17 protein-coding genes are annotated in these 18,958 nt (G+C 65.2%); 7 read left to right on the top strand and 10 right to left on the bottom strand.

Annotated features, from left to right (window positions below; all coding sequences use genetic code 11):
- Nucleotides 1–26 precede the first annotated feature (26 nt).
- Nucleotides 27–1,421: an exodeoxyribonuclease VII large subunit gene (gene xseA, locus OU995_RS14190; protein ID WP_267830687.1), complete on the bottom strand. Its 1,395-nt coding sequence runs from the start codon at nucleotides 1,419–1,421 to the stop codon at nucleotides 27–29.
- Nucleotides 1,422–1,750: 329 nt separating this feature from the next.
- Between xseA and OU995_RS14185 the strand changes: the two genes are divergently transcribed.
- From OU995_RS14185 to OU995_RS14155, 7 genes are all read left to right on the top strand, one after another.
- A complete protein-coding gene (locus OU995_RS14185; protein ID WP_267830686.1) occupies nucleotides 1,751–2,446 on the top strand; it encodes a MotA/TolQ/ExbB proton channel family protein in 696 nt (231 codons plus the stop codon).
- Entirely contained in the window at nucleotides 2,443–2,859 is a 417-nt protein-coding gene (locus tag OU995_RS14180) for an ExbD/TolR family protein (RefSeq protein WP_267830685.1), read from the top strand. Before OU995_RS14185 ends, OU995_RS14180 begins: the two co-directional genes overlap by 4 nt.
- Complete coding sequence (gene lpxK / locus OU995_RS14175) at nucleotides 2,856–3,902, top strand: tetraacyldisaccharide 4'-kinase (RefSeq protein ID WP_267830684.1); 1,047 nt, start codon at nucleotides 2,856–2,858, stop codon at nucleotides 3,900–3,902. Before OU995_RS14180 ends, lpxK begins: the two co-directional genes overlap by 4 nt.
- A complete protein-coding gene (locus OU995_RS14170) occupies nucleotides 3,892–4,104 on the top strand; it encodes a Trm112 family protein (protein WP_267830683.1) in 213 nt (70 codons plus the stop codon). Before lpxK ends, OU995_RS14170 begins: the two co-directional genes overlap by 11 nt.
- Nucleotides 4,101–4,871, top strand: a complete 771-nt coding sequence (kdsB, locus tag OU995_RS14165) for a 3-deoxy-manno-octulosonate cytidylyltransferase (RefSeq protein ID WP_267830682.1) — start codon at nucleotides 4,101–4,103, stop codon at nucleotides 4,869–4,871. Before OU995_RS14170 ends, kdsB begins: the two co-directional genes overlap by 4 nt.
- 155 nt (nucleotides 4,872–5,026) lie before the next feature.
- Nucleotides 5,027–5,680 carry an adenylate kinase gene (adk, locus tag OU995_RS14160; RefSeq protein WP_267830681.1) on the top strand — a complete coding sequence of 218 codons (654 nt, stop codon included), beginning with the start codon at nucleotides 5,027–5,029 and terminating at the stop codon, nucleotides 5,678–5,680.
- 94 nt (nucleotides 5,681–5,774) lie between these two features.
- A complete protein-coding gene (locus OU995_RS14155) occupies nucleotides 5,775–6,533 on the top strand; it encodes a 3-hydroxyacyl-CoA dehydrogenase (protein ID WP_267830680.1) in 759 nt (252 codons plus the stop codon).
- Between the two features lie 195 nt (nucleotides 6,534–6,728).
- Here OU995_RS14155 and OU995_RS14150 read toward each other — a convergent pair whose 3' ends face one another.
- From OU995_RS14150 to OU995_RS14110, 9 genes are all read right to left on the bottom strand, one after another.
- Entirely contained in the window at nucleotides 6,729–7,979 is a 1,251-nt protein-coding gene (locus OU995_RS14150; protein WP_267830679.1) for a hypothetical protein, read from the bottom strand.
- Between the two features lie 78 nt (nucleotides 7,980–8,057).
- The gene (locus OU995_RS14145) at nucleotides 8,058–8,489 is read right to left on the bottom strand and encodes an ExbD/TolR family protein (protein WP_267830678.1); all 432 of its coding nucleotides are present in this window, start codon (nucleotides 8,487–8,489) and stop codon (nucleotides 8,058–8,060) included.
- Nucleotides 8,490–8,501: 12 nt separating this feature from the next.
- Nucleotides 8,502–8,930 (bottom strand): ExbD/TolR family protein, encoded by a 429-nt coding sequence (locus tag OU995_RS14140; RefSeq protein ID WP_058935833.1) that lies wholly within the window; start codon nucleotides 8,928–8,930, stop codon nucleotides 8,502–8,504.
- Nucleotides 8,931–8,954: 24 nt separating this feature from the next.
- A complete protein-coding gene (locus OU995_RS14135) occupies nucleotides 8,955–9,821 on the bottom strand; it encodes a MotA/TolQ/ExbB proton channel family protein (RefSeq protein ID WP_267830677.1) in 867 nt (288 codons plus the stop codon).
- A 100-nt stretch (nucleotides 9,822–9,921) separates the two neighbouring features.
- Nucleotides 9,922–10,566, bottom strand: coding sequence for an energy transducer TonB (locus OU995_RS14130; RefSeq protein WP_267830676.1), 645 nt, complete (start codon nucleotides 10,564–10,566; stop codon nucleotides 9,922–9,924).
- A gap of 790 nt (nucleotides 10,567–11,356) precedes the next feature.
- Nucleotides 11,357–12,079, bottom strand: a complete 723-nt coding sequence (locus tag OU995_RS14125; RefSeq protein ID WP_267830675.1) for a 2OG-Fe(II) oxygenase — start codon at nucleotides 12,077–12,079, stop codon at nucleotides 11,357–11,359.
- A 148-nt stretch (nucleotides 12,080–12,227) separates the two neighbouring features.
- Nucleotides 12,228–14,912 carry a TonB-dependent receptor gene (locus OU995_RS14120; protein WP_267830674.1) on the bottom strand — a complete coding sequence of 895 codons (2,685 nt, stop codon included), beginning with the start codon at nucleotides 14,910–14,912 and terminating at the stop codon, nucleotides 12,228–12,230.
- Between the two features lie 690 nt (nucleotides 14,913–15,602).
- Nucleotides 15,603–17,465: an ABC transporter ATP-binding protein gene (locus OU995_RS14115; RefSeq protein ID WP_267830673.1), complete on the bottom strand. Its 1,863-nt coding sequence runs from the start codon at nucleotides 17,463–17,465 to the stop codon at nucleotides 15,603–15,605.
- A gap of 7 nt (nucleotides 17,466–17,472) precedes the next feature.
- Nucleotides 17,473–18,957: an ABC transporter permease gene (locus OU995_RS14110; protein WP_267830672.1), complete on the bottom strand. Its 1,485-nt coding sequence runs from the start codon at nucleotides 18,955–18,957 to the stop codon at nucleotides 17,473–17,475.
- Nucleotide 18,958 lies beyond the last annotated feature (1 nt).

Genomic DNA, 18,958 nt, shown 5'->3' with positions numbered 1-18,958 from the left:
CAACGGCAGGGGATTAAGCGGGCGCGTCAGTCGCCCTGGGTCTTCTTTCGCCGGGGCGGGCGGGTGGTGGGGCTGAGCCGGTCCACGGTCAGCTCGGCCGCACCGTCCGCCAGTACCGCCCGCAAGGCCTGACCCTCGCGCAACTGGTTGACGGAGGTCAGCGCCCGCCCCTGGCCATCGTCCAGCCAGGCAAAGCCCCGCTGCAGCACCTGCCGCGGGTCCAGGGCCTGCAGACGGGCGGCCAGGGAGGCCAGCCGCTGCGCCTCCCGTCCGGCCTGCTGGGGCAAGGCGCGGGCCAGCCGCTGCTCCAGAGGGTCGAGCCGCTGCTGCCGATGGGCGGCAGCCCGGGGCAGGAGCTGCCCCAGGCGCTGGGCCAGCAGGTCCAGCCGCTGCTGACGCTGGGCCGCCACCCGAGGCAGCAACTGGCCCAGGCGTTGACCGTACAGGTCCAGGCGGCGGCGCTGGCGGCTCAGGGTGTCCCCCGGGCGGGCCAGACGCAAGGCCAGCCGGTCCAGGCGCTGCGAAGCACTGTCCAGGCGCTGCTCCAGCCGGCGATGCAGTTGACGCTCCAAGGCGGCCAGGGTGTCCAGACACTGCTGCCGGGAAACGGTGGCCAGCTCCGCTGCAGCGGTGGGCGTGGGCGCGCGCACGTCGGCGGCCAGGTCGGCCAGCGTGATGTCGGTTTCATGGCCCACCCCGCAGATCACCGGCAGCGCAGACCGGGCAATGGCCTGCACCACCCGCTCGTCGTTGAAGGCCCACAGGTCCTCCAGCGACCCGCCACCCCGGACCAGCAGCAGCACGTCGGCATCGGCCCGTTCATTCGCCACTTCCAGCGCGCGCACCAGCGCGGGCGGCGCATCCGCGCCCTGCACCGGGCTGGGGTAGAGGAAGACCTGCGCATGCGGCGCGCGGCGCGCCAGTGCGGTGAGCACATCGTGCAGCGCGGCGCCAGCGGCCGAGGTGATCACCCCGATGCGGCGGGCGTACGGTGGCGGCACGCGCTTGCGGTCGGCATCAAACAGCCCTTGCGCCTCCAGCCGGGCCTTCAGCCGCAGGAACTGCTCGTAAAGCGCGCCCTCACCCGCCCGCCGCATCGATTCCACGATGAACTGCAGTTCACCGCGCGGTTCATACAGCCCGATCCGGCCCCGCACCTCCACCGCATGGCCATCCCGGGGCGAAAAGTCCATCAGGCTGGCGGCCCGCCGGAACATCGCACAACGCAGCATGGCCGCCTGGCCATCGCCGTCCTTCAGGCTGAAATAGCAGTGGCCGCTGGACGCCCGGGTAAACCCGGACAGCTCGCCTTGCACCGTCAGCACGGGGAAGCGCGCCTGCAATGCGTCGGAAAGTGCCGTCAACAGGGCGGCCACGCCCCACACCATGCGTGGTGATGCGGCTTGTGGCGCGTCAATCACGTGCAAACCCAAGCAGGACGCGGGTCCGGAACTCCACAGCCGCGCCAATGCTGGTCCTGCGGGCCACATCGCCCGTCATGCGGCCGTCACATATCGATAAGCGGTTGTTTTTCAAAAGCTTTTTCCTGCTGAAATTTTGAGCAAGCCAATCTTTGTCCCTTGGAGACGGGCCATCGGACGCTTGATCACGCGGTTGCCCACAAAGTTATCCACAGGAATCGTGGATGTTTGTAAGGGCTTGTGAGAGACCCGGAGGATGCTCGGCGGCGGGCGCTCCTGGCGCCATAATGCGCCGCCGGGCTGAGAATGGCCCGAACGGAGGGATTGCCTTGTTTTCGATCATACAAGCCGCTGGATGGCCCATTTGGCCCTTGCTGCTGTGTTCCGTGGTGGCCTTGGCCCTGATCATCGAACGTCTCGTCAGCCTGCGCGCCAGCCGCGTGGCACCGGACAGCCTGATCGACGAAGTGCTGGGCGTGACCCAGTTGCAGATTCCGAGCGGCGACGTGGTCAACAAGTTGGCCGAGAACTCCCTGCTGGGCCAGGTGCTGGCCGCCGGCCTGCGCGCCGCGCAGACCGACGCCCGCATGGCAGAGCCCCGGATGCGCCAGGCCTTTGAACTGGCCGGCCGCCATGCCATCCATCAGATGGAGCGCTACCTGAACACACTGGGCACCATTGCGGCGGCGGCGCCGCTGCTGGGCCTGCTGGGCACGGTGGTGGGCATGATCGAGATCTTCGGCAGCCAGGGCCCCACGGGCAACAATCCGACGATGCTGGCGCATGGCATTTCGATTGCGCTCTACAACACCGCGTTCGGCCTGATCATCGCCATCCCGGCGCTGATGTTCTACCGCTACTTCCGCGGCCGTGTGGAAGCGTATGTGGTGGACATGGAACAGGCCAGCGAGCGTCTGCTGAACCATCTCACCAGCCGGGGCGCAGGCGCCGCCAGCACTGCATCGGGCGCACCTGCGGCCTCCGCGCCGGCCATGCGCGCCTCGTCCAAGGCTGCCACCAAATGAAGTTCCGCCGTCGCCAGAGCGAGGAGCCGGAGATCAACCTGATCCCGTTCATCGACGTGCTGCTGGTCGTGCTCATCTTCCTGATGCTCTCGACCACCTACTCGAAGTTCACGGAACTCCAGGTGACCCTGCCCACCGCCGATGCGCAGACGATGAAGGACCGCCCGGCGGAAATCATCGTTGCGATCTCGGCCGATGGCCGCTACGCCATTAACAGCCAGGCCGTGGAAGGCCGCAGCGTGGATCTGCTCACCGCCGCGCTGCAGGCGGCCACGCAGGGCAAGCAAGACCCAGTGCTGATCATTTCGGCGGATGCCGCCACCCCCCATCAGGCCGTGGTCAATGTCATGGACGCGGCCCGCCGCGCCAACCTTCCGCGGCTGACCTTCGCCGCCAACAAGCCCCGGGAATGAACCCCGGTTCCTTGGAGGCGCGGCTCCAGCGGGCCTGGCGGGACAACGACCGCCTGGCCCAGTTGCTCCGGCCGCTCGGTGCCCTGCATGCCGCCGTACTGCGGCTGCGGGTGGCCCTCTACCGATTCGGGCTGAAGCGCGCCGCACGCTTGCCGGTGCCTGTCCTTGTGGTGGGCAACTGGGTGGTCGGCGGCGCCGGAAAAACCCCCACCACACTCGCCATCCTGGCCATCCTCCAACGGGCCGGCATTCGTGCCGGTGTCATCTCGCGGGGTTACGGCCGCGTGGACGACCAACGCATCCGTGTCATCCAGGACGGCGATCGCGCCGCCGACGTTGGTGATGAGCCGCTCATGATCGCGCTGCGTGCCCGGGTGCCGGTGGCCGTGGGACGTGACCGCGTGGCCACGGCGCAGGCCCTGCTGGCGGCCCATCCCGACCTGCAACTGCTCCTCTCCGACGACGGCCTCCAGCACTGGCGCCTGCCACGTCAACTCAGCGTGCTGGTGTTTGATGAACGGGGCCTGGCCAATGGCCGCTTGTTGCCTGCCGGCCCGCTCCGCCAGTCGCGCCATCTGCCGCCGCCCCCGGGCAGCAGTGACCGGCAACTGGTGCTGTACTCAACCGGGTTACGCAGCACCGGCCTGCCCGGCTTTGTAGGGGTGCGCCAGCTCGCCGGCGCCACCGCGCTGGCCGACTGGTGGCGCGGCGAAGCCCCGCGCATGGAACGCCTGCATGCCTTGCGCAACAAGCCGCTGATCGCCGCCGCTGGCCTGGCACGTCCGCAGCGCTTTTTCGACATGCTGGGCGACCAGGGCTTGAACTTTCGCGCCCTGCCCCTGCCCGACCACGCCGCGCTGGACCCACTGCCCTGGGCCCGCACCGATGAAGTCGTCATCACCGAAAAAGACGCCGTGAAATTGCGGCCGGAAGCGCTGCAAGGCTGCCGCATCTGGGTGGTGGCGCTAGACTTCCAGCCCGAACCTGCATTTGAGGAGGCGCTGCTCCCCGAGCTCAAGCGCCTGCTGCCCGATGGACCATAGACTGATTGACATGCTGGTGTGCCCCGTCTGCAAGGGCCCGCTGGAAGACCGCCGCCATGCCGAGACCGGTGCGGCCCGCCCCCTGCCCGCCCGTGAACTGGTGTGCCCGGCCGACCGCCTGGCGTTTCCGGTGCGCGACGGCATCCCGGTGATGCTGGCCAACGAGGCCCGTGCGCTGGATGGCGAGGGCGAGCCGGCATGAGTGCGGAGGCGGGCGCCCTGCCCTTCCACATCATCATCCCGGCCCGGCTGGCCTCCAGCCGGCTGCCCAACAAACCCCTGGCGGAGATTGCCGGCGCCCCGATGATCGTCCAGGTGGCCCGTCGGGCCGCCATGGCCGGCGCCGCCCAGGTGGTGGTGGCCACGGATTCCTCGGCGGTGCAGGCCGCCTGTGACGCCCACGGTGTGCGCGCCCTGATGACCCGCGCCGACCATGCCAGCGGCAGCGACCGTCTGGCCGAGGCCAGCGAGGCGCTGGGCCTGGCGGACGACGCGGTGGTGGTGAATGTGCAGGGCGACGAACCGCTGATTGCCCCCGGCATGATCCGCGCGTGTGCCGAACTGCTGGCTCAGCGTCCGCAATGCCAGATGTCCACGGTGGCCCATGCCATCGACGACGACGCCGAATTCGCCAACCCCAACGTGGTGAAGCTGGTGACCGACGCACAAGGCCTGGCGTTGTATTTCTCCCGCGCGCCCATCCCATGGTGGCGCGATGCGCCCGGCGGTGGTGCCCGCATCCGGCCCGGTGCCGTGCTGCGCCATGTCGGCCTGTATGCCTACCGCGCCGGTTTCCTGCGCCGCTTCCCCACCCTGCCGGTGAGCCCGCTGGAGCAGATCGAGGCGCTGGAGCAACTCCGGGTGCTCTGGCATGGCGAGCGCATTGCCGTGCATGTGAGCGAGGAACGGCCGGGTCCCGGCGTCGATACGCCCGAAGACCTGGCGCGCGTTCGTGCCCTGATGGGCTGACCCTCCGTAGCCCGGCCGGGTTACAGCCCTTGGTCATTCCTGCGGAACGTCAGCGGGGTGAAGGCCAGCCCATGCTATCCTCGCCCGCAGTTATCGAGGGCGCGTCACGTTTGCTGCAACCGTGACGCGCCTTCTTCCCTGTATCGAGGAGACACATGCGACTGATTCTTCTGGGCGCCCCTGGCGCCGGTAAAGGCACCCAGGCGGCCTTCATCTGCCAAAAGTTCGGCATCCCGCAAATCTCCACCGGCGACATGCTTCGTGCGGCGGTGAAGGCTGGCACCGAACTGGGCCTCGCGGCCAAGAAGGTGATGGACGCCGGCGGGCTGGTGAGTGACGACATCATCATCGGCCTGGTCAAGGAACGCATCACCCAACCGGATTGCGCCAAGGGGTTCCTCTTCGACGGTTTCCCCCGCACCATTCCGCAGGCGGACGCCATGAAGAACGCCGGTGTGAAGCTGGACTTCGTGCTGGAGATCGCCGTGCCGGATGAAGCCATCATCGAGCGCATCAGCGGCCGCCGTGTGCACCCCGCCTCGGGCCGCAGCTATCACCTCAAGTTCAATCCGCCCAAGGCCGATGGCAAGGACGACGTGACCGGTGAAGACCTGATCCAGCGCGACGACGACAAGGAAGAAACCGTCAAGAAACGCCTGGAGGTCTATCAGTCGCAAACCCGGCCGCTGGTGGATTACTACTCCCGCTGGGCTGCCAGCGGTGACGCTCAAGCCCCTCAATACCGCCGCATCGAAGGCCTGGGCTCGGTGGACGAAATCACCTCGCGCGCATTGGCTGCGCTGGCCTGATCGGTCTTGCAGACACAGGCGGCCTCTTCCGGCCGCCTTTTTTACGCATAACAATTGACGTTAACGTCAACGGAAGTCAAACAAGGAGACAAGCATGGACATCGCCAACAAGGTTTTCATCGTCACCGGCGGCGCCTCGGGGCTGGGTGAAGGCACGGCACGGATGCTGGCGCGCGAAGGCGCACAGGTCGTGATTGCCGACCTGCAAGTCGAGCGCGGTGAAGCACTGGCCCGCGAACTGGGCGGGCTGTTCGTGAAGTGCGATGTGAGCCAGGAAGCCGATGCCCAGGCGGTGGTGAATGCCGCCGTCGGTCGCGGCAAGCTCATGGGGCTGGTGAACTGCGCCGGCATCGCGCCGGCGGCCAAGACCGTCGGCAAGGAAGGCGCCCATGCGCTGGCCGCCTTCTCCAAGGTCATCCAGGTCAACCTGATTGGCAGCTTCAACATGATCCGGCTGGCGGCGGAGGCCATGTGCAAGAACGAGCCCGAAGCCACCGGCGAGCGCGGCGTGATGATCTCCACGGCCTCGGTGGCTGCTTATGACGGCCAGATCGGCCAGGCGGCTTATGCGGCCTCCAAGGGCGGCGTGGTGGGCATGACGCTGCCCATCGCCCGAGACCTGGCCCGCAACGGCATCCGCAACATGACCATCGCTCCCGGCATCTTTGGAACACCGATGCTGTTTGGCATGCCGCAGGAGGTGCAGGATGCGCTGGCCGCCAGCGTGCCCTTCCCGTCCCGGCTGGGCCGCCCGGACGACTATGCCAAGCTGGTGCACCAGATCATCACCAACGACATGCTCAACGGCGAAGTGATCCGGCTGGACGGCGCCATCCGGCTGGCCCCGCGCTAAACCACGCCAAACCGCACCAACCCGCGCTAAACCGGGTCGACGCGAGCCGGGGCCAGTTGAGCCCGGGTCGAGCCGAGCCGCGCTTGCACCGACCGTTAGCGCAGCACCAAAGACAAAACCCCCGGAGCGTGAGCCCCGGGGGTTTTGTTGTGTCGCGCGGCCACCGGACCAAAGCCCGGCCGCCACCACGTCAGATCACTTCTTGCCGGAGCGCGACACCACCAGCCACATGCCGGCGATGTCCGCCGAGCCGTCGGTGCCCTTCACAGTGCGCCAGGTGGCCTGCGCCTTGGCGGTTTCACCCGCCAGGTACTGCGCCAGACCCTGGTAGAGCTTGGCATCGTCCGGACGCTTGAAGTTGCCCTTGGCCAAGCCTTCGTCGATCAGCTTCAGGCCGGCGGCCTTCTGGCCACGCTGCACTTGCGCCAGGCCCACCTTGATCAGATCGTCGCCCTCACGAGAGGCGCGAGCCGCCTGCTCATTGGACGCCTGCGCCGCGACGGCATCCGCCACACGCTTGGCCAGCAGATCCGCCAGGCGCTTCGGACGACCGTTGTCGTCGGTGGGCTTGAGCACGCCGCTCGAGAAGCCCTTGTCCAGCACCTTCTTGCCTTCTTCCGGATAACCGGCGGCACCCGCCAACTGAGCCAACTCCATGTAGTCGTTGGCGCCAGTCATGTTGTCGGTGGCCAGACGCAGACGGAGGATGTCGGTCTGATACCGCGAGGCGTTGAAGCCCTTCTTGCTCTGCAGCGTGCCCAGCACTTGCGACCACAGTTGCTTGGTCGGGTAGTAGCTCAGCTGCTTCTGGATGATCTGCGATTCAGTGGCGCTGTCGCCCTTCTTGTTCGCAGCCCATTGTGCGGTGTTCAGCGCTTGTTGCGACGGCGCGCGACCGGCCTTTTCATCGGCAGCGATCTCGGCCAGTGCATCCTTGAGCATCGGACCCACATCGCCCGACTTCATCTGGGCACTGGTCTGGATCTGCTTCACGGAGGCGCTGGTGCCACCCGCAGCGAAGTACTTGTTGGCCCAGTCCAGGGCCTTGGCGGTGTTGCCCGCACGCAGATAGGTGCCGGCGATGGCTTCCATCATCGGCAACTTCTGGGCAGCCGGCAGGCGGCCAGCGGCGTTCAGGGCATCAAACCCCTTGACCATGGCATCTGCATCCCCAGTCCGCGAAGCGGCGGAGATGCGCAGGCCTTCCAGCGCTGCGTTCTCATCGGCATTGCGGCCCGGCACGGCTTCGGCTTCGCGGATCTTGGCCATGGCCTCGACCGCCTTGCCTGCCTTGAGCAGATCGGAGGCGGCCTTCAGGTGCTTGCCCACATCGGGGCGCACCTGGGCAGCCGCCTGGGACATCACACCGAGCGTGCCCTCGGGCGTTTGACCCAGCACCAGGGCCGCGGCACCCACGGCGGCAGTGGCCAGCAGTTTCAGTTTCATTCGCTTGCTCTCCTACGAAGAAAAACGCGCCACCCTCGCGGGCAGCGCGTTCTGTTCTAACACCAAATCAGGCCGTCATCAGTTGATGAACTGTTCGTTCCCGACCATGGCCATCTTCTTGACGCCCAGGCGCTGCGCAGAAGCCATCACCGCCGCCACGTAGCCATATTCGGCCAGCTTGTTCGGCTTGATGTGCACTTCCGGCTGGTCCGGGATCGCCACCACTTCAGACAGCTTGGATTCCAGCGCTGCATTGCTGGCCAGTGCCACACCGTCCCACAACACCGTGCCGTCGAAGTCGATCGCCACTTCGTGGACGACCGGGGGCTCCGGCGGAGTGTTCTTGCTGGGCGGCGGCATGTCCAGGTTGACCGAGTGCAGCTGGATCGGGATGGTGATGATCAGCATCACCAGCAGCACCAGCATCACGTCGATCAGCGGCGTGGTGTTGACGTCCAGCATGGTTTCTGGCTCGTCACTGCCGCTGGAGCTTCCAACATTCATACCCATTGTTCAGCTCCTTCAACCGCCACGAGCCGGGGGCTCAGTGACAAACTTGATGGACATGATGCCTGCGCGCTGGCACGCAAACATCACCTTGCCCACATTCTCATAGCGCGATTTCTCGTCGCCACGGATGTGGACTTCCGGTTGAGGATTCAGAACCGCCACCTTCTTCAGACGATTGACCAGTGTCTCGGTATCCGGCACTAGTTGCACGCCCCAGTAGATGTCGCCTTCCTTGGTCACCGCAATTTCGATGTTCTCCGGCTTCGTGACGCGGACGGCATTCGTCTCTTTCGGCAGGGTCACCCCTACCGATTGCGTCACCACGGGAACGGTGATCAGGAAGATGATCAACAACACCAACATCACGTCCACGAGGGGCGTGGTGTTGATGGTGGAGACCACCTCGTCATCGCCACCGGACGAACCTACGTTCATCCCCATATTGAGTCTCCGGGACTTCGAGTATTAACGGCTGGCGACCTTGCGGCTGCCCATCAGCACGCCGTGCAGGTCAGCAGCAAAGGCACGCACTTGACCCATCACCGACTTGTTGCGGTTGACCAGCCAGTTGTAGCCCAGCACGGCCGGCACAGCCACGCCCAGACCGATGGCGGTCATGATCAGCGCGGCGCCCACGGGGCCGGCGACCTTGTCGATCGAAGCCTGGCCAGCCACACCGATCTGGGTCAGCGCTTGCAGAATGCCCCACACGGTACCGAACAGGCCGATGAAGGGAGAGGTCGAACCGACGGTGGCCAGGAAGCCCAGGCCGCCTTGCAGGCGCGAGTTCACTTCGCCGACAGCGCGGTCGATGTTCATCGTCACCCAGGTGTTGTGGTCGATGTTTTCGGTCAGCGCACCTTCGTGATGATCCGAAGCTTCCACGCCGGTCTGGGCGATGAAGCGGAAGGCACCGGTTTCGCTCAGGCCCTTGATGCCTTCAGCCAGCGAAGCCTTCTTGAAGAAGGTGGCGCGGACGTCCTTGGCTTCACGAGCAATCTTGGAGGTGTCCCACAGCTTCGTGAACAGGATGTACCACGAACCCAGCGACATGATGAACAGGATCGCCAGAACGATCTGGTCCACGATGTTGCCGTGGGCGACGATGTTGCCCAGGCTGTAGGGGTTGTCCACCTTCTCGGTGTGAGGAGCGGGAGCAGCAGCTTCGGGAGCAGCGGCAGGAGCAGCAGTGTCAGCGGCGGGAGCTGCGGTCACTTCAGCGCCGGAAGCAGCAGCGGATGCGGCGTCCTGTGCTTGAGCGGCCAGGGGGGACACGGCCAGGGTCGCGGCGCACGCAACGGCCGCAAACAAGGCAGACAGACGAGAGATCATGGAGTTAGCTCCTACGCAAAAAGTCTTGAACTCAGGTTGAGAGGGGCGGGGCGCGTCAGGCGCCCCGTGATCGATCTGGGGCCGGTGGGGGGCCGGCGTATCAATCCATGCTGAAAACGAACTCCTGCTCGAGGAGCAGATCCCCCGGGCATTCGTAGGTTTCCGTCAGCGCGGACTGGATGGCATTCTTCATGGCGCGTTCTGCCTTGCGGTCGTTCGCGCCACGGATGGTCGTGAATTGCACTTCCGTCACGCGGCCGCCCTTCACGGTGAAGGTAGCCTTGTAAGAAGCCTGACCCGACCAGTTCAGGGCCGGCATTTCAGGCTTGCCCATCTTGGTGCAGTTACCCACGGCCTTCATCGGGCCCGTGCGCGGCGGTGCCGGGGGTGCAGGAGCAGCCGGCGGCGGCGTGGGCTTGAAGTCCGTGACCGGCGGCGGCGTCGTGGAGACCGTCGGCGCAGGCGTGTTGATCGGCGGCGGCGCGGTCACCACCACTTCGGGCGGCGGCACGAACGGCGGCGGTGGGGCCTTGATATCGGGCGGAGGCGGCACCACCTTCTCGGGAGGAGGCGGCGGTTTGACCTTTTCCTCGACGACCTTCACATCGATGGGGCCCTTGATGGCTTCCTTGACTTTGGTCGCCAGACCGCTCGCCAGGGCGCCGATGATCAGGACGTGCACCAGTACGACGAGGCCAAAGCCCGTCAGGCGCGACGACCCGCCTTTATCCTGCGCAAAGTTCATGCGCGCTCCTTCATCAAACTGCGAATATCTTTCATCGAGACTAAAGGGGAGTTCGACTCAACACAGCCAGGCTGATCAGGCGTTCGCGCCGCAACCAAGGGGGTCAGCAGCGCCTGCCTTGCCGGCTGTGCGGACGGCAGGGAACGGTGGTGCAACGGCCGTCAGTGCCGAAGATCGCCGCCCCGCCGAATGCAGGATGGACACAACACGAAGAACCGAAACCCTGGGCACGATACGAACCCGACTCAACAAAAATGCCCGTCGGCTTGTGGCCGCGGGCGTCTCAAGGACCGATCCAGTTCTGTAGTGAAACTACATCGCTGACCACCTTGCGCGACGCTGATCATAAACGACTTGGACTTGCGCTCTTCCCTGGGGTTTGCCCGAAGGATTTCACACTGCGCCCAAGCCCCTTCAGAGAGGATGGATAGGGGCTTTTAGGCCCCTGGACCCCGCCTCTGCCGGATCACCTGGTATCTTACTGGTATGGTGGCGACGGGGTGATTGCACCGAATGAGTGCTTTCCCCATGCGCCCGGCTTTTCAGCCAGGCCGCCACCCCACCATGTCCAACACGAACGCAATTTTCGCACCTGGAAAACGGTTGCGGCCATGATGCGTGCGGATGTCGCTCAAGTCAGCAACGGAGTCAATTTAGCGAAAAATCTTTGACGGCACCATCAGGTTTCTCCGGATAGGCGCCCTGCCCTGCACAGCCATTCGCGTAGGGGCAAAACACGCTCCCGGGATCGGGGGGTGCAGGGACGGGTTCAACAAGCACAAAGCCCCGGTCAGGCTGTTGTTGCCCCACGTTCCGCTGCAATCAACCAGCCTGTGATGGCCTGACGCTCGCCCATCGCAAAGGGCGGCACATACGACACGAAATGAGGCTGCGGCACCGTGAACAAGGACAGTGAATTGAAGTGGGGGTAGAAGGTGTCCAGCACCGAACCATCCTCACCCGTGAAGTGCAGCAGCCCTCCCCAATCCGGGCTCCACTGCCGCGTCAGGTTGATGACGTACGCCAGACGACGGTCCTCACGCTCCACATGGTCGTCATGGGCCGTCAGGAAATTGCCACGTGAATACATGGTGGCCTGTGCATACACCCCATTGATGGATGCATCCCCGCTGAGGGTGCGCATGCGGGAGAGGAAATCGTCCTCCGCCATGTAGCGCATGAAGCGCGCCAGCAGGTCGGTCCGCCCTTGCTGCAGAGCCTCCACCAATGAATCCGAAAAGAACGAGAACTGAAAGCCCTCGCGAGCCACCGAATGAATGCCTTCGGTCAATTGCCAGCGCTGCTCGGGCGTCAGGCTGCGCAACTGCTCACCGGTCAATCGGCGATCGCCGTTCAAGTCGCGATAGGCCAATTGCCAGTCAATGCGCTGCAGGGCCTGGTCCAGTGCATTCGCCACTTCCATTGAAAAGAAGTTGCGGATCAGCACACGGCCGGTGGTGCGCAGCGTGTGGCCCAGCGCATCGAAGTCCAGATCGGGGTTGAGATAGTTCATGACACCGGTTGCAGTCGGTCGCCATCCATCGCGATGGCCACCTGGATAAGCATACGCATAAAAGAAGGGCAGGCCCCGGAGGACCTGCCCTGAGTTCAGACCCACACCCCGCCTTTCAGGGGGAAGCGGTCCAAGAACGGTTCAGCGATCAGAACGCGTACTTGCCACGCAGATAGAAGGTGCGGCCCTTCACATCGGCGTAGGTCGGGTCGAAACCGACCTGGAAGTAGTCTTCCTGCACGGTGACGGGGGGCTTCTTGTCAAACAGGTTACGGAAGCCCACGGTGAACGTCATGTTCTTGATCCCGCGGTACAGACCTTGCAGGTCCCACAGGTCGTAGGCCTTGACGGTGCGGGTTTCGTCGTAGTCCTTGTAGGAGTTCTGACGGTAGTAGCGCAGGCCAACGCCCCAAGGGCCCTTGTCCCAGTCCAGCGTGAAGGTCTGCTTGAACTTGATCACCGGCCCACCCACGGCATACTTGCCCAGGTTGTCCACCTCATCGCCAGTGACGATGTTGGTTTCGGTGCTCTTGGTCAGGATGGTGCCTTCCCAGCCCGGCGTGAAGGTGCCGTAGTCGCTACGCAGGCGGGTCTTCGCATTCAGGTCGAAGCCGGCCACGCGGGCCTGGCCCACGTTTTCCTGCGAGGCATTCACGTAGTTCAGGTAGCCGGTGGTCGGGTCGATGACCAGGCGGCTGGCGTAGACCGAGCTGCTGGTCGTCGGGCCGGTCCGCTTGGCAAACCAGTCCTTCAGGATGTCGTCGCCGGTCAGCGAGCGGATGCCGTTCGTGATCTTGATGTCAAAGTAGTTCACCTCCATCGTGGTGTCTTTGATCATCTCGAACACCAGACCCAGGTTGAAGGACTTCGATTTCTCGGGCTTCAGGTCAGGGTTGCTGTTGTTGACGGCGGTCAGCTGCGTGTTGCAGTGGTCGGTGTTGGGCGAGTTCGTGCAGCCCACGATCGCGTCATAGAACGGATCGGTGTAGTTGCTGCCGGTGTTCGTGGCGGCCGACGGTGCATACATGTTGTCCAGGGCCGGGGCACGGAAGCCCTTGCCGTAGGACGCGCGGAGCAGCAGACCGGTCATCGGTGTGAAGCGCAGCGCAATCTTCGGGCTGGTGGCCGAGACGGCCGGCGAGCTGAAGGACCCGTCGCGCGACTCGCCCTTGGTGCCGCTGTAGCGGTCATAACGAACGGCAGCGTTCAGTTCCAGGGACTTCAGCACCGGGAAGTTCAACTCGGTGAAGACACCGGAGATGTCGCGCTGGCCGGTCACCTTGCCGGCGTTGCCGGAACCGCCCACGATGTCGCCAGAACCGGCGATGTCGGAGTAGCCGTCGTTGTACTTTTCCTTGCGGAATTCGCCACCGAGGGCCGCACCCAGGTTGCCGGCGCCCACATTGAACAGCTCACGCGACAGCGTGAAGTCCACGCCGGTGTTGCTGGTCTTGGACTTGCGGTTGTTGCCGGACAGTTCCGCCGACTTCAGCGCGGCCAGGCCGGCTGCGTCGTTCGGGCCGAACGGGTTGATCAGGCCGGTGGCCAGTGCCGTACGCAGACGGGTGTCCGAGTAGATGCCGCTGACAAAGTCGTCACGCGCCTTGCCTTCCGCATAGGTGAAGGCGGCCTTGTAGTCAAAGCCGGCCAGCGTGCCATCGGCACCCAGCACGGTGCGGGTCACCTCATTGGTGACCTTGTCCCGGCGCTGACCGCCGTCCACGATACGCCAGTTGATGACCAGGTCACCCCGGTAGCCCGGTTGCACCGCGTCCACGGCAGCGGTGGGGTACCACTTGCCGCCACCCGGGTACACGTAGGAAGACTTGCCGGTGGTGGTCGACGGGGTCTGCGACGAACCCAGCGTGATCTCGTTGCGGCTGTACATCAACTCGGCAAACAGCGTGTTGTTCTCGTCGGCAGCCAGCGTGCCCTTCAGCAGTGCGCCATAACGCTCTTGCTCAGGGACCAGGTCGATGTAGTGCGTGTAGTCGTAGCGGCAGTTGGCGGAGCCCTTGAAGCTGTCCGGTGCATTGCACAGCGGATAGTTCGCGGCGCCCGGCACGTACTTCAGGGTGCCGTCGGCCTGCACGATGGAGGCGTTGGCCGGGAAGGTGTTGCCGGAATCCTTGACGATGCCCAGGTCAGGACGGTTGCCGGTGGAGGCAAAACCACGGTCCTTGGCGCGGATCGGGTCGTACTTCTGATAGTTGAAGGTCCCCAGGACGTTGAACTTCTGCTTGGACAGGTCGCCCACGCCGAAGCCGCCCGCCAGCGAGGCCACATCACCCACGCTGTGTGGCACTTCGAGGCTGGCGCTGATTTCGCCGCCTTGCCAGTCCTTGCGGGTGATGAAGTTGATCACGCCGCCGATGGCGTCGGAACCGTAGGTGGCCGAAGCGCCGTCACGCAGCACTTCGATGCGCTCGATCGCCGCCAGAGGCACCGAGTTCAAGTCCACCCCCTGTCCGCTGAACGGGTAAACCGGCAGACGACGGCCGTTCAACAGCACCAGAGTGCGGGCGCGACCCAGGCCACGCAGCGAAGCACCGGTCTGGCCGGTGGCCGACGAGTCACCGATCGACTGGCCCAGCGAAATGCCGCCACCGTTGTTGTAGCTCAGGCGGTCCACCAGCTCCTGGACGTTGGACACACCGCTCTTGTCGATGTTGTCGCGCGAAATCACGCTGACCGGCAGGGCCGTTTCAGCATCAATGCGCTTGATCGAGGAACCCGTGATTTCGACTTTGTCGAGTTGCTGCTGGGCCACGGCGGGCAGCGCCACGCCCAGGGCCAGCAAAGCGGCAAGGTTGACGCTCTTGCGTTTGAACATTGGAAACTCCTTTTCCAGAAACACTCGTGACGTGTTGTGAACACGCGGCAGACCTCGGTAAAGGTCAGACCTGTGCCTGAGCATCCGTCTCAGATTTAGGTTGTTGCAGTGTCTTTTCTGGCTAGTGAAGACTCCTCAGGTGAACCCCTAGAGAGGCCGGCGGAAGTGGCCGAAGTCATGGTTTTATGCGGGTAAGTACGTGTGTGCGAGGGATGGTTTCCGTTGCGTTGAAGCGACGACACACATCGCACGAACGGGCGACTAGCCACTTTGAATCGTGCGTTTGTTTTCGATTGACGCGATTTTGAGGATGCGCGGCGCGCATATCGCCCACGTATTCACCAAAAGGATGCGGTCGATCGCCCCGAGTTTGGGCGCTCCGCACACTCCTTGTGCTGAAACGGCGGCATCACGGCGGCATCACGGCGGTGGCGGTGCGTCATTCATCAGCACCGGGCGTGGGCGCGCCGACATATTTCCAATTTCAAATATTGCAGAATTGAATATGTCGCGCGGCAGTCGCACGTTTGGATGGGGTATTTAATATGTCGCGCCAGACACTCACCGACATATCAACGGCGCGCCACCCTACAAACAAAAAGGCCTCGCGGTGGATACCGCGAGGCCTTTTTGTTTGTGGTTGACGCCGTCACCCCGGTCTTGGCGGGGTCAGGCCTTGCCGCTCTGCGCTCAGGCGGCCGCCGGTTTTCGCTCCACGCGAGGCACCGCCGCCAGCAGCGTTCGGGTGTACGCCTGCTCAGGCTGGCCCAACACCTGGTCACAACGACCGGCCTCGACGATGCGTCCGGACTGCATCACCGCCACCTGGTCGGCGATGTACTCCACCACGCCGATGTTGTGGGTGATGAAGAGGTAGGAGAGCCCCCGCTGCCGCTGCAGGTCCCGCAGGAGGTTGAGGATCTGCGCCTGCACCGACACGTCCAGCGCCGACGTCGGTTCGTCGCAGACGATCAGCCGCGGCTCCACCGCCAGCGCGCGGGCAATGGCGATCCGCTGCCGCTGTCCGCCAGAGAATTCATGCGGGAACCGGTTCAAGGCATCCCGCCGCAGACCCACCTGATCCACCAGCTCATGCAGCACCGTCAGACGGGCACCGGCATCCAACTCGGGCCGGAGCGCCTGCAACCCCTCCTCCAGCAGCTCCTGCACCCGCAGGCGCGGATTCAGCGAGGCAAAGGGGTCCTGGAAAATGATCTGCACCTGGCGACGGGCCTCGCGCAGGGCGGTGCCTTCCAGATGGAACAGGTCCTGCACCTGGCCTGTGGGGCCATGCAGCAGGGCCTGGCCCTCGATCAGCGCCTGACGACGCAGCAACTGGACGATGGCCTTGCCCGACGTGGTCTTGCCGCAACCGGACTCGCCCACCAGCGCCAGCGTCCGCCCTGCGTCGATGCTGTAGGACACACCGTCCACCGCATTGAAGTAGCGCTTGGCCCCGCCCAGGAAACCGCGCTTCAGGGCATAACGCACCCGCAGATCCTTGACCTCCAGCAGCCGCTGCCCGGCCGGGCTTGCATGGCTTTCCACCGCCGCAGGCACGGCCGGCGGGCGGCCCAGGGACTCGCGCACATCGGTGTACAGCAGGCACCGCACCTCGTGGCCCGCCGGACGGTCCGGCGGATTGGCCAGTGCCGGCGCGGTCTGGCCGCAATGCACCATCGCCCGATCACAACGGGGCGCGAAGCGGCAGCCGTCGAAGTCCTGCCACAGGGGCGGCACCGTGCCGGGAATCGCGGCCAGCGGCTCGCCGCGGCGCTGCGCATCCGGCAGAGCCTTGAGCAGCAGCCGCGCATACGGGTGCTTGGGCGCTTCAAAGAAGTCGGCGGCTGGCGCCACCTCAACGATCTGCCCGGCATACATCAGCGCCACCTGATGGGCCATGCCCGACACCACGCCCAGGTCGTGGGTGATCAGCAGCAGCCCGAGGCCCCGCTCCCGCTGCAGATCCTTCAGCAGGTCCAGGATCTGCGCCTGGATGGTGACATCCAGTGCGGTGGTGGGCTCGTCGGCAATCAGGTAGTCCGGCTCGGCCGCCAGCGTCATGGCGATCATCACCCGCTGCTTCTGGCCGCCGGACATCCGGAACGGATAGTCGTCGATGCGCCGCTCCGGCTCGGGGATGCCAACGCGGCGCAGCCAGTCCACCGCCTTGGCGCGGGCCGCCGCAGCGCGCAGCGGCGTATGCGCCTCAATGGCCTCAACGATCTGGTCACCGACCTTCATCACCGGATTCAGGCTGGTGCCGGGTTCCTGGAAGATCATGCCGATGCGGCCACCCCGCACCGCGCGCATGCGGGCTTCGCTCAGATCGAACAGGTCCTGCCCGTCCAGGTCCAGCCGCCCACCGGCGATGCGGCCGTTGTCCGGCAACAGGCGCATCAATGCCAGCGCTGTCATGCTCTTGCCGCAGCCGGACTCACCCACCAGGGCAAAGGTCTGGCCGCGGGCCAGGGTCAGGCGCATGCCGTCGATGGCCCGGACCAGGCCGGCCTCCGCATCCAGATGCACCTTGATGTCTTCAATCTTCAGCATGTCGGCCTCAGGCTTGCTGATGGGGGTTGCCGGCGCGCTGCGCCTGCTCGGCCAGCGCCTTGCGCGCTTTCAGGGCCATCACCTGCGGCCGCAGCTTGCGGGAGCGCGGGTCGAAGGCGTCCCGCACGCCGTCGGCAAACAGGTTGGCCGCCAGCACCAGGCTCACCATGAAACCGAAGGCGGCGGCAAAGCTCCACCACACCACCGGATCACGGCTCATCTCCGAGCGCGCCAGGTTGATCATGCCGCCGAAGCTGTTCATGGTGGGGTCCACGCCCACGCCCACGTAGGTCAGCACCGCCTCATAAAGGATCAGGTCGGAGAAGTTCAGCACCAGGCTGATCAGCACCAGGTGCATCACGTTGGGCACGATGTGACGCACCATGATGCGGGTGTCGGACACGCCGAAGGCGGTGGCGGCCTGCACGAAATCGGATTCGCGCAGCTTGAGCGTCTCCCCGCGCACCAGCCGGCACAAGGTGGCCCAGCCGGTCACGCCCAGGATCACGCACAACAGGAAGATCTTGAGGTCGGAGCGCTCCGCACCGGTCTGGAACACCTCGGGATGCTTGTCCAGGAACACCTGCACCATCAGCACACAGGCGGCGATCAGCAGCACATTGGGCACGGAGGTGAGCACGGTGTAGAAGTACTGGATCACCTCATCGACCCAGCCCTTGAAGTAGCCGGCCAGAATGCCCAGCACCAGCGCAAACGGCAGCGTGGCCAGCGTCGACAACGCGCCAATCACAAAGGCGGTGCGCACGCTCTTGAGCGCCTGGTAAAGCACATCGTTGCCGGTCTGGTCGGTGCCGAACACGTGATAGTGCCCCATCAGCGCCACCACCGGCCCGCCCAGCAGGGCCACCACACCGAGCGTGGCCCATGCGGCCCGCCACGGGTAGTGGGTGCGGTCGGCCAGCAGGTCGGCCAGTCCTTGGCGCCAGCCGCCATGGTGGCGCGCCAGCAGCGCGGCCATGGCGGCGGCCAGCAGCAGGCAGACCAGCAGCCCACCGGCCAGGCCGGTCGCGGCGCGGCGGGTCACATCACCGACCCATTCGGTGGCCGGGTCTTTCAGATGAGCGCCGCCATAGGCAAGGCGGGGGAATTCCCGCACCACTTCGCTGCCGTGCACCACGCTGTCCTTGTTGAAGCCGGTATAGGCCAGCGGTGCGGAGTAGCTGGTCTCACGCATCTCCAGTTGCCGCGCCAGCACCACGTCCAGCAGCGACTCGGTGCGGGTCTCGTAAAAGCGCTGACCGGACGGGCTGTCCGGCAGTGCGCGCCGGAAATGCACGCTGTCCAGCGCCGTGACGCCAATGAACAGCAGCAACACCACACCGGCGCTCAGGGCCGCCGGGTCGCGCAGCACCCGCTGCCAGTGGGTCCGCAGATGCGGCCGGCGCACCAGTCGCAGCACATAGGCCAGCAGCACCGCCATCAGCGCCCACAGCGCTGCATCGGTCCACAGGACGACGAACTTGAATCCCATG

This window comes from Roseateles sp. SL47, from assembly GCF_026625885.1.
GTDB lineage: Bacteria > Pseudomonadota > Gammaproteobacteria > Burkholderiales > Burkholderiaceae_C > Roseateles.
The sequence above is the reverse complement of the archived record's forward strand: the minus strand, read 5'-3'. Positions and strand labels throughout refer to the sequence as shown.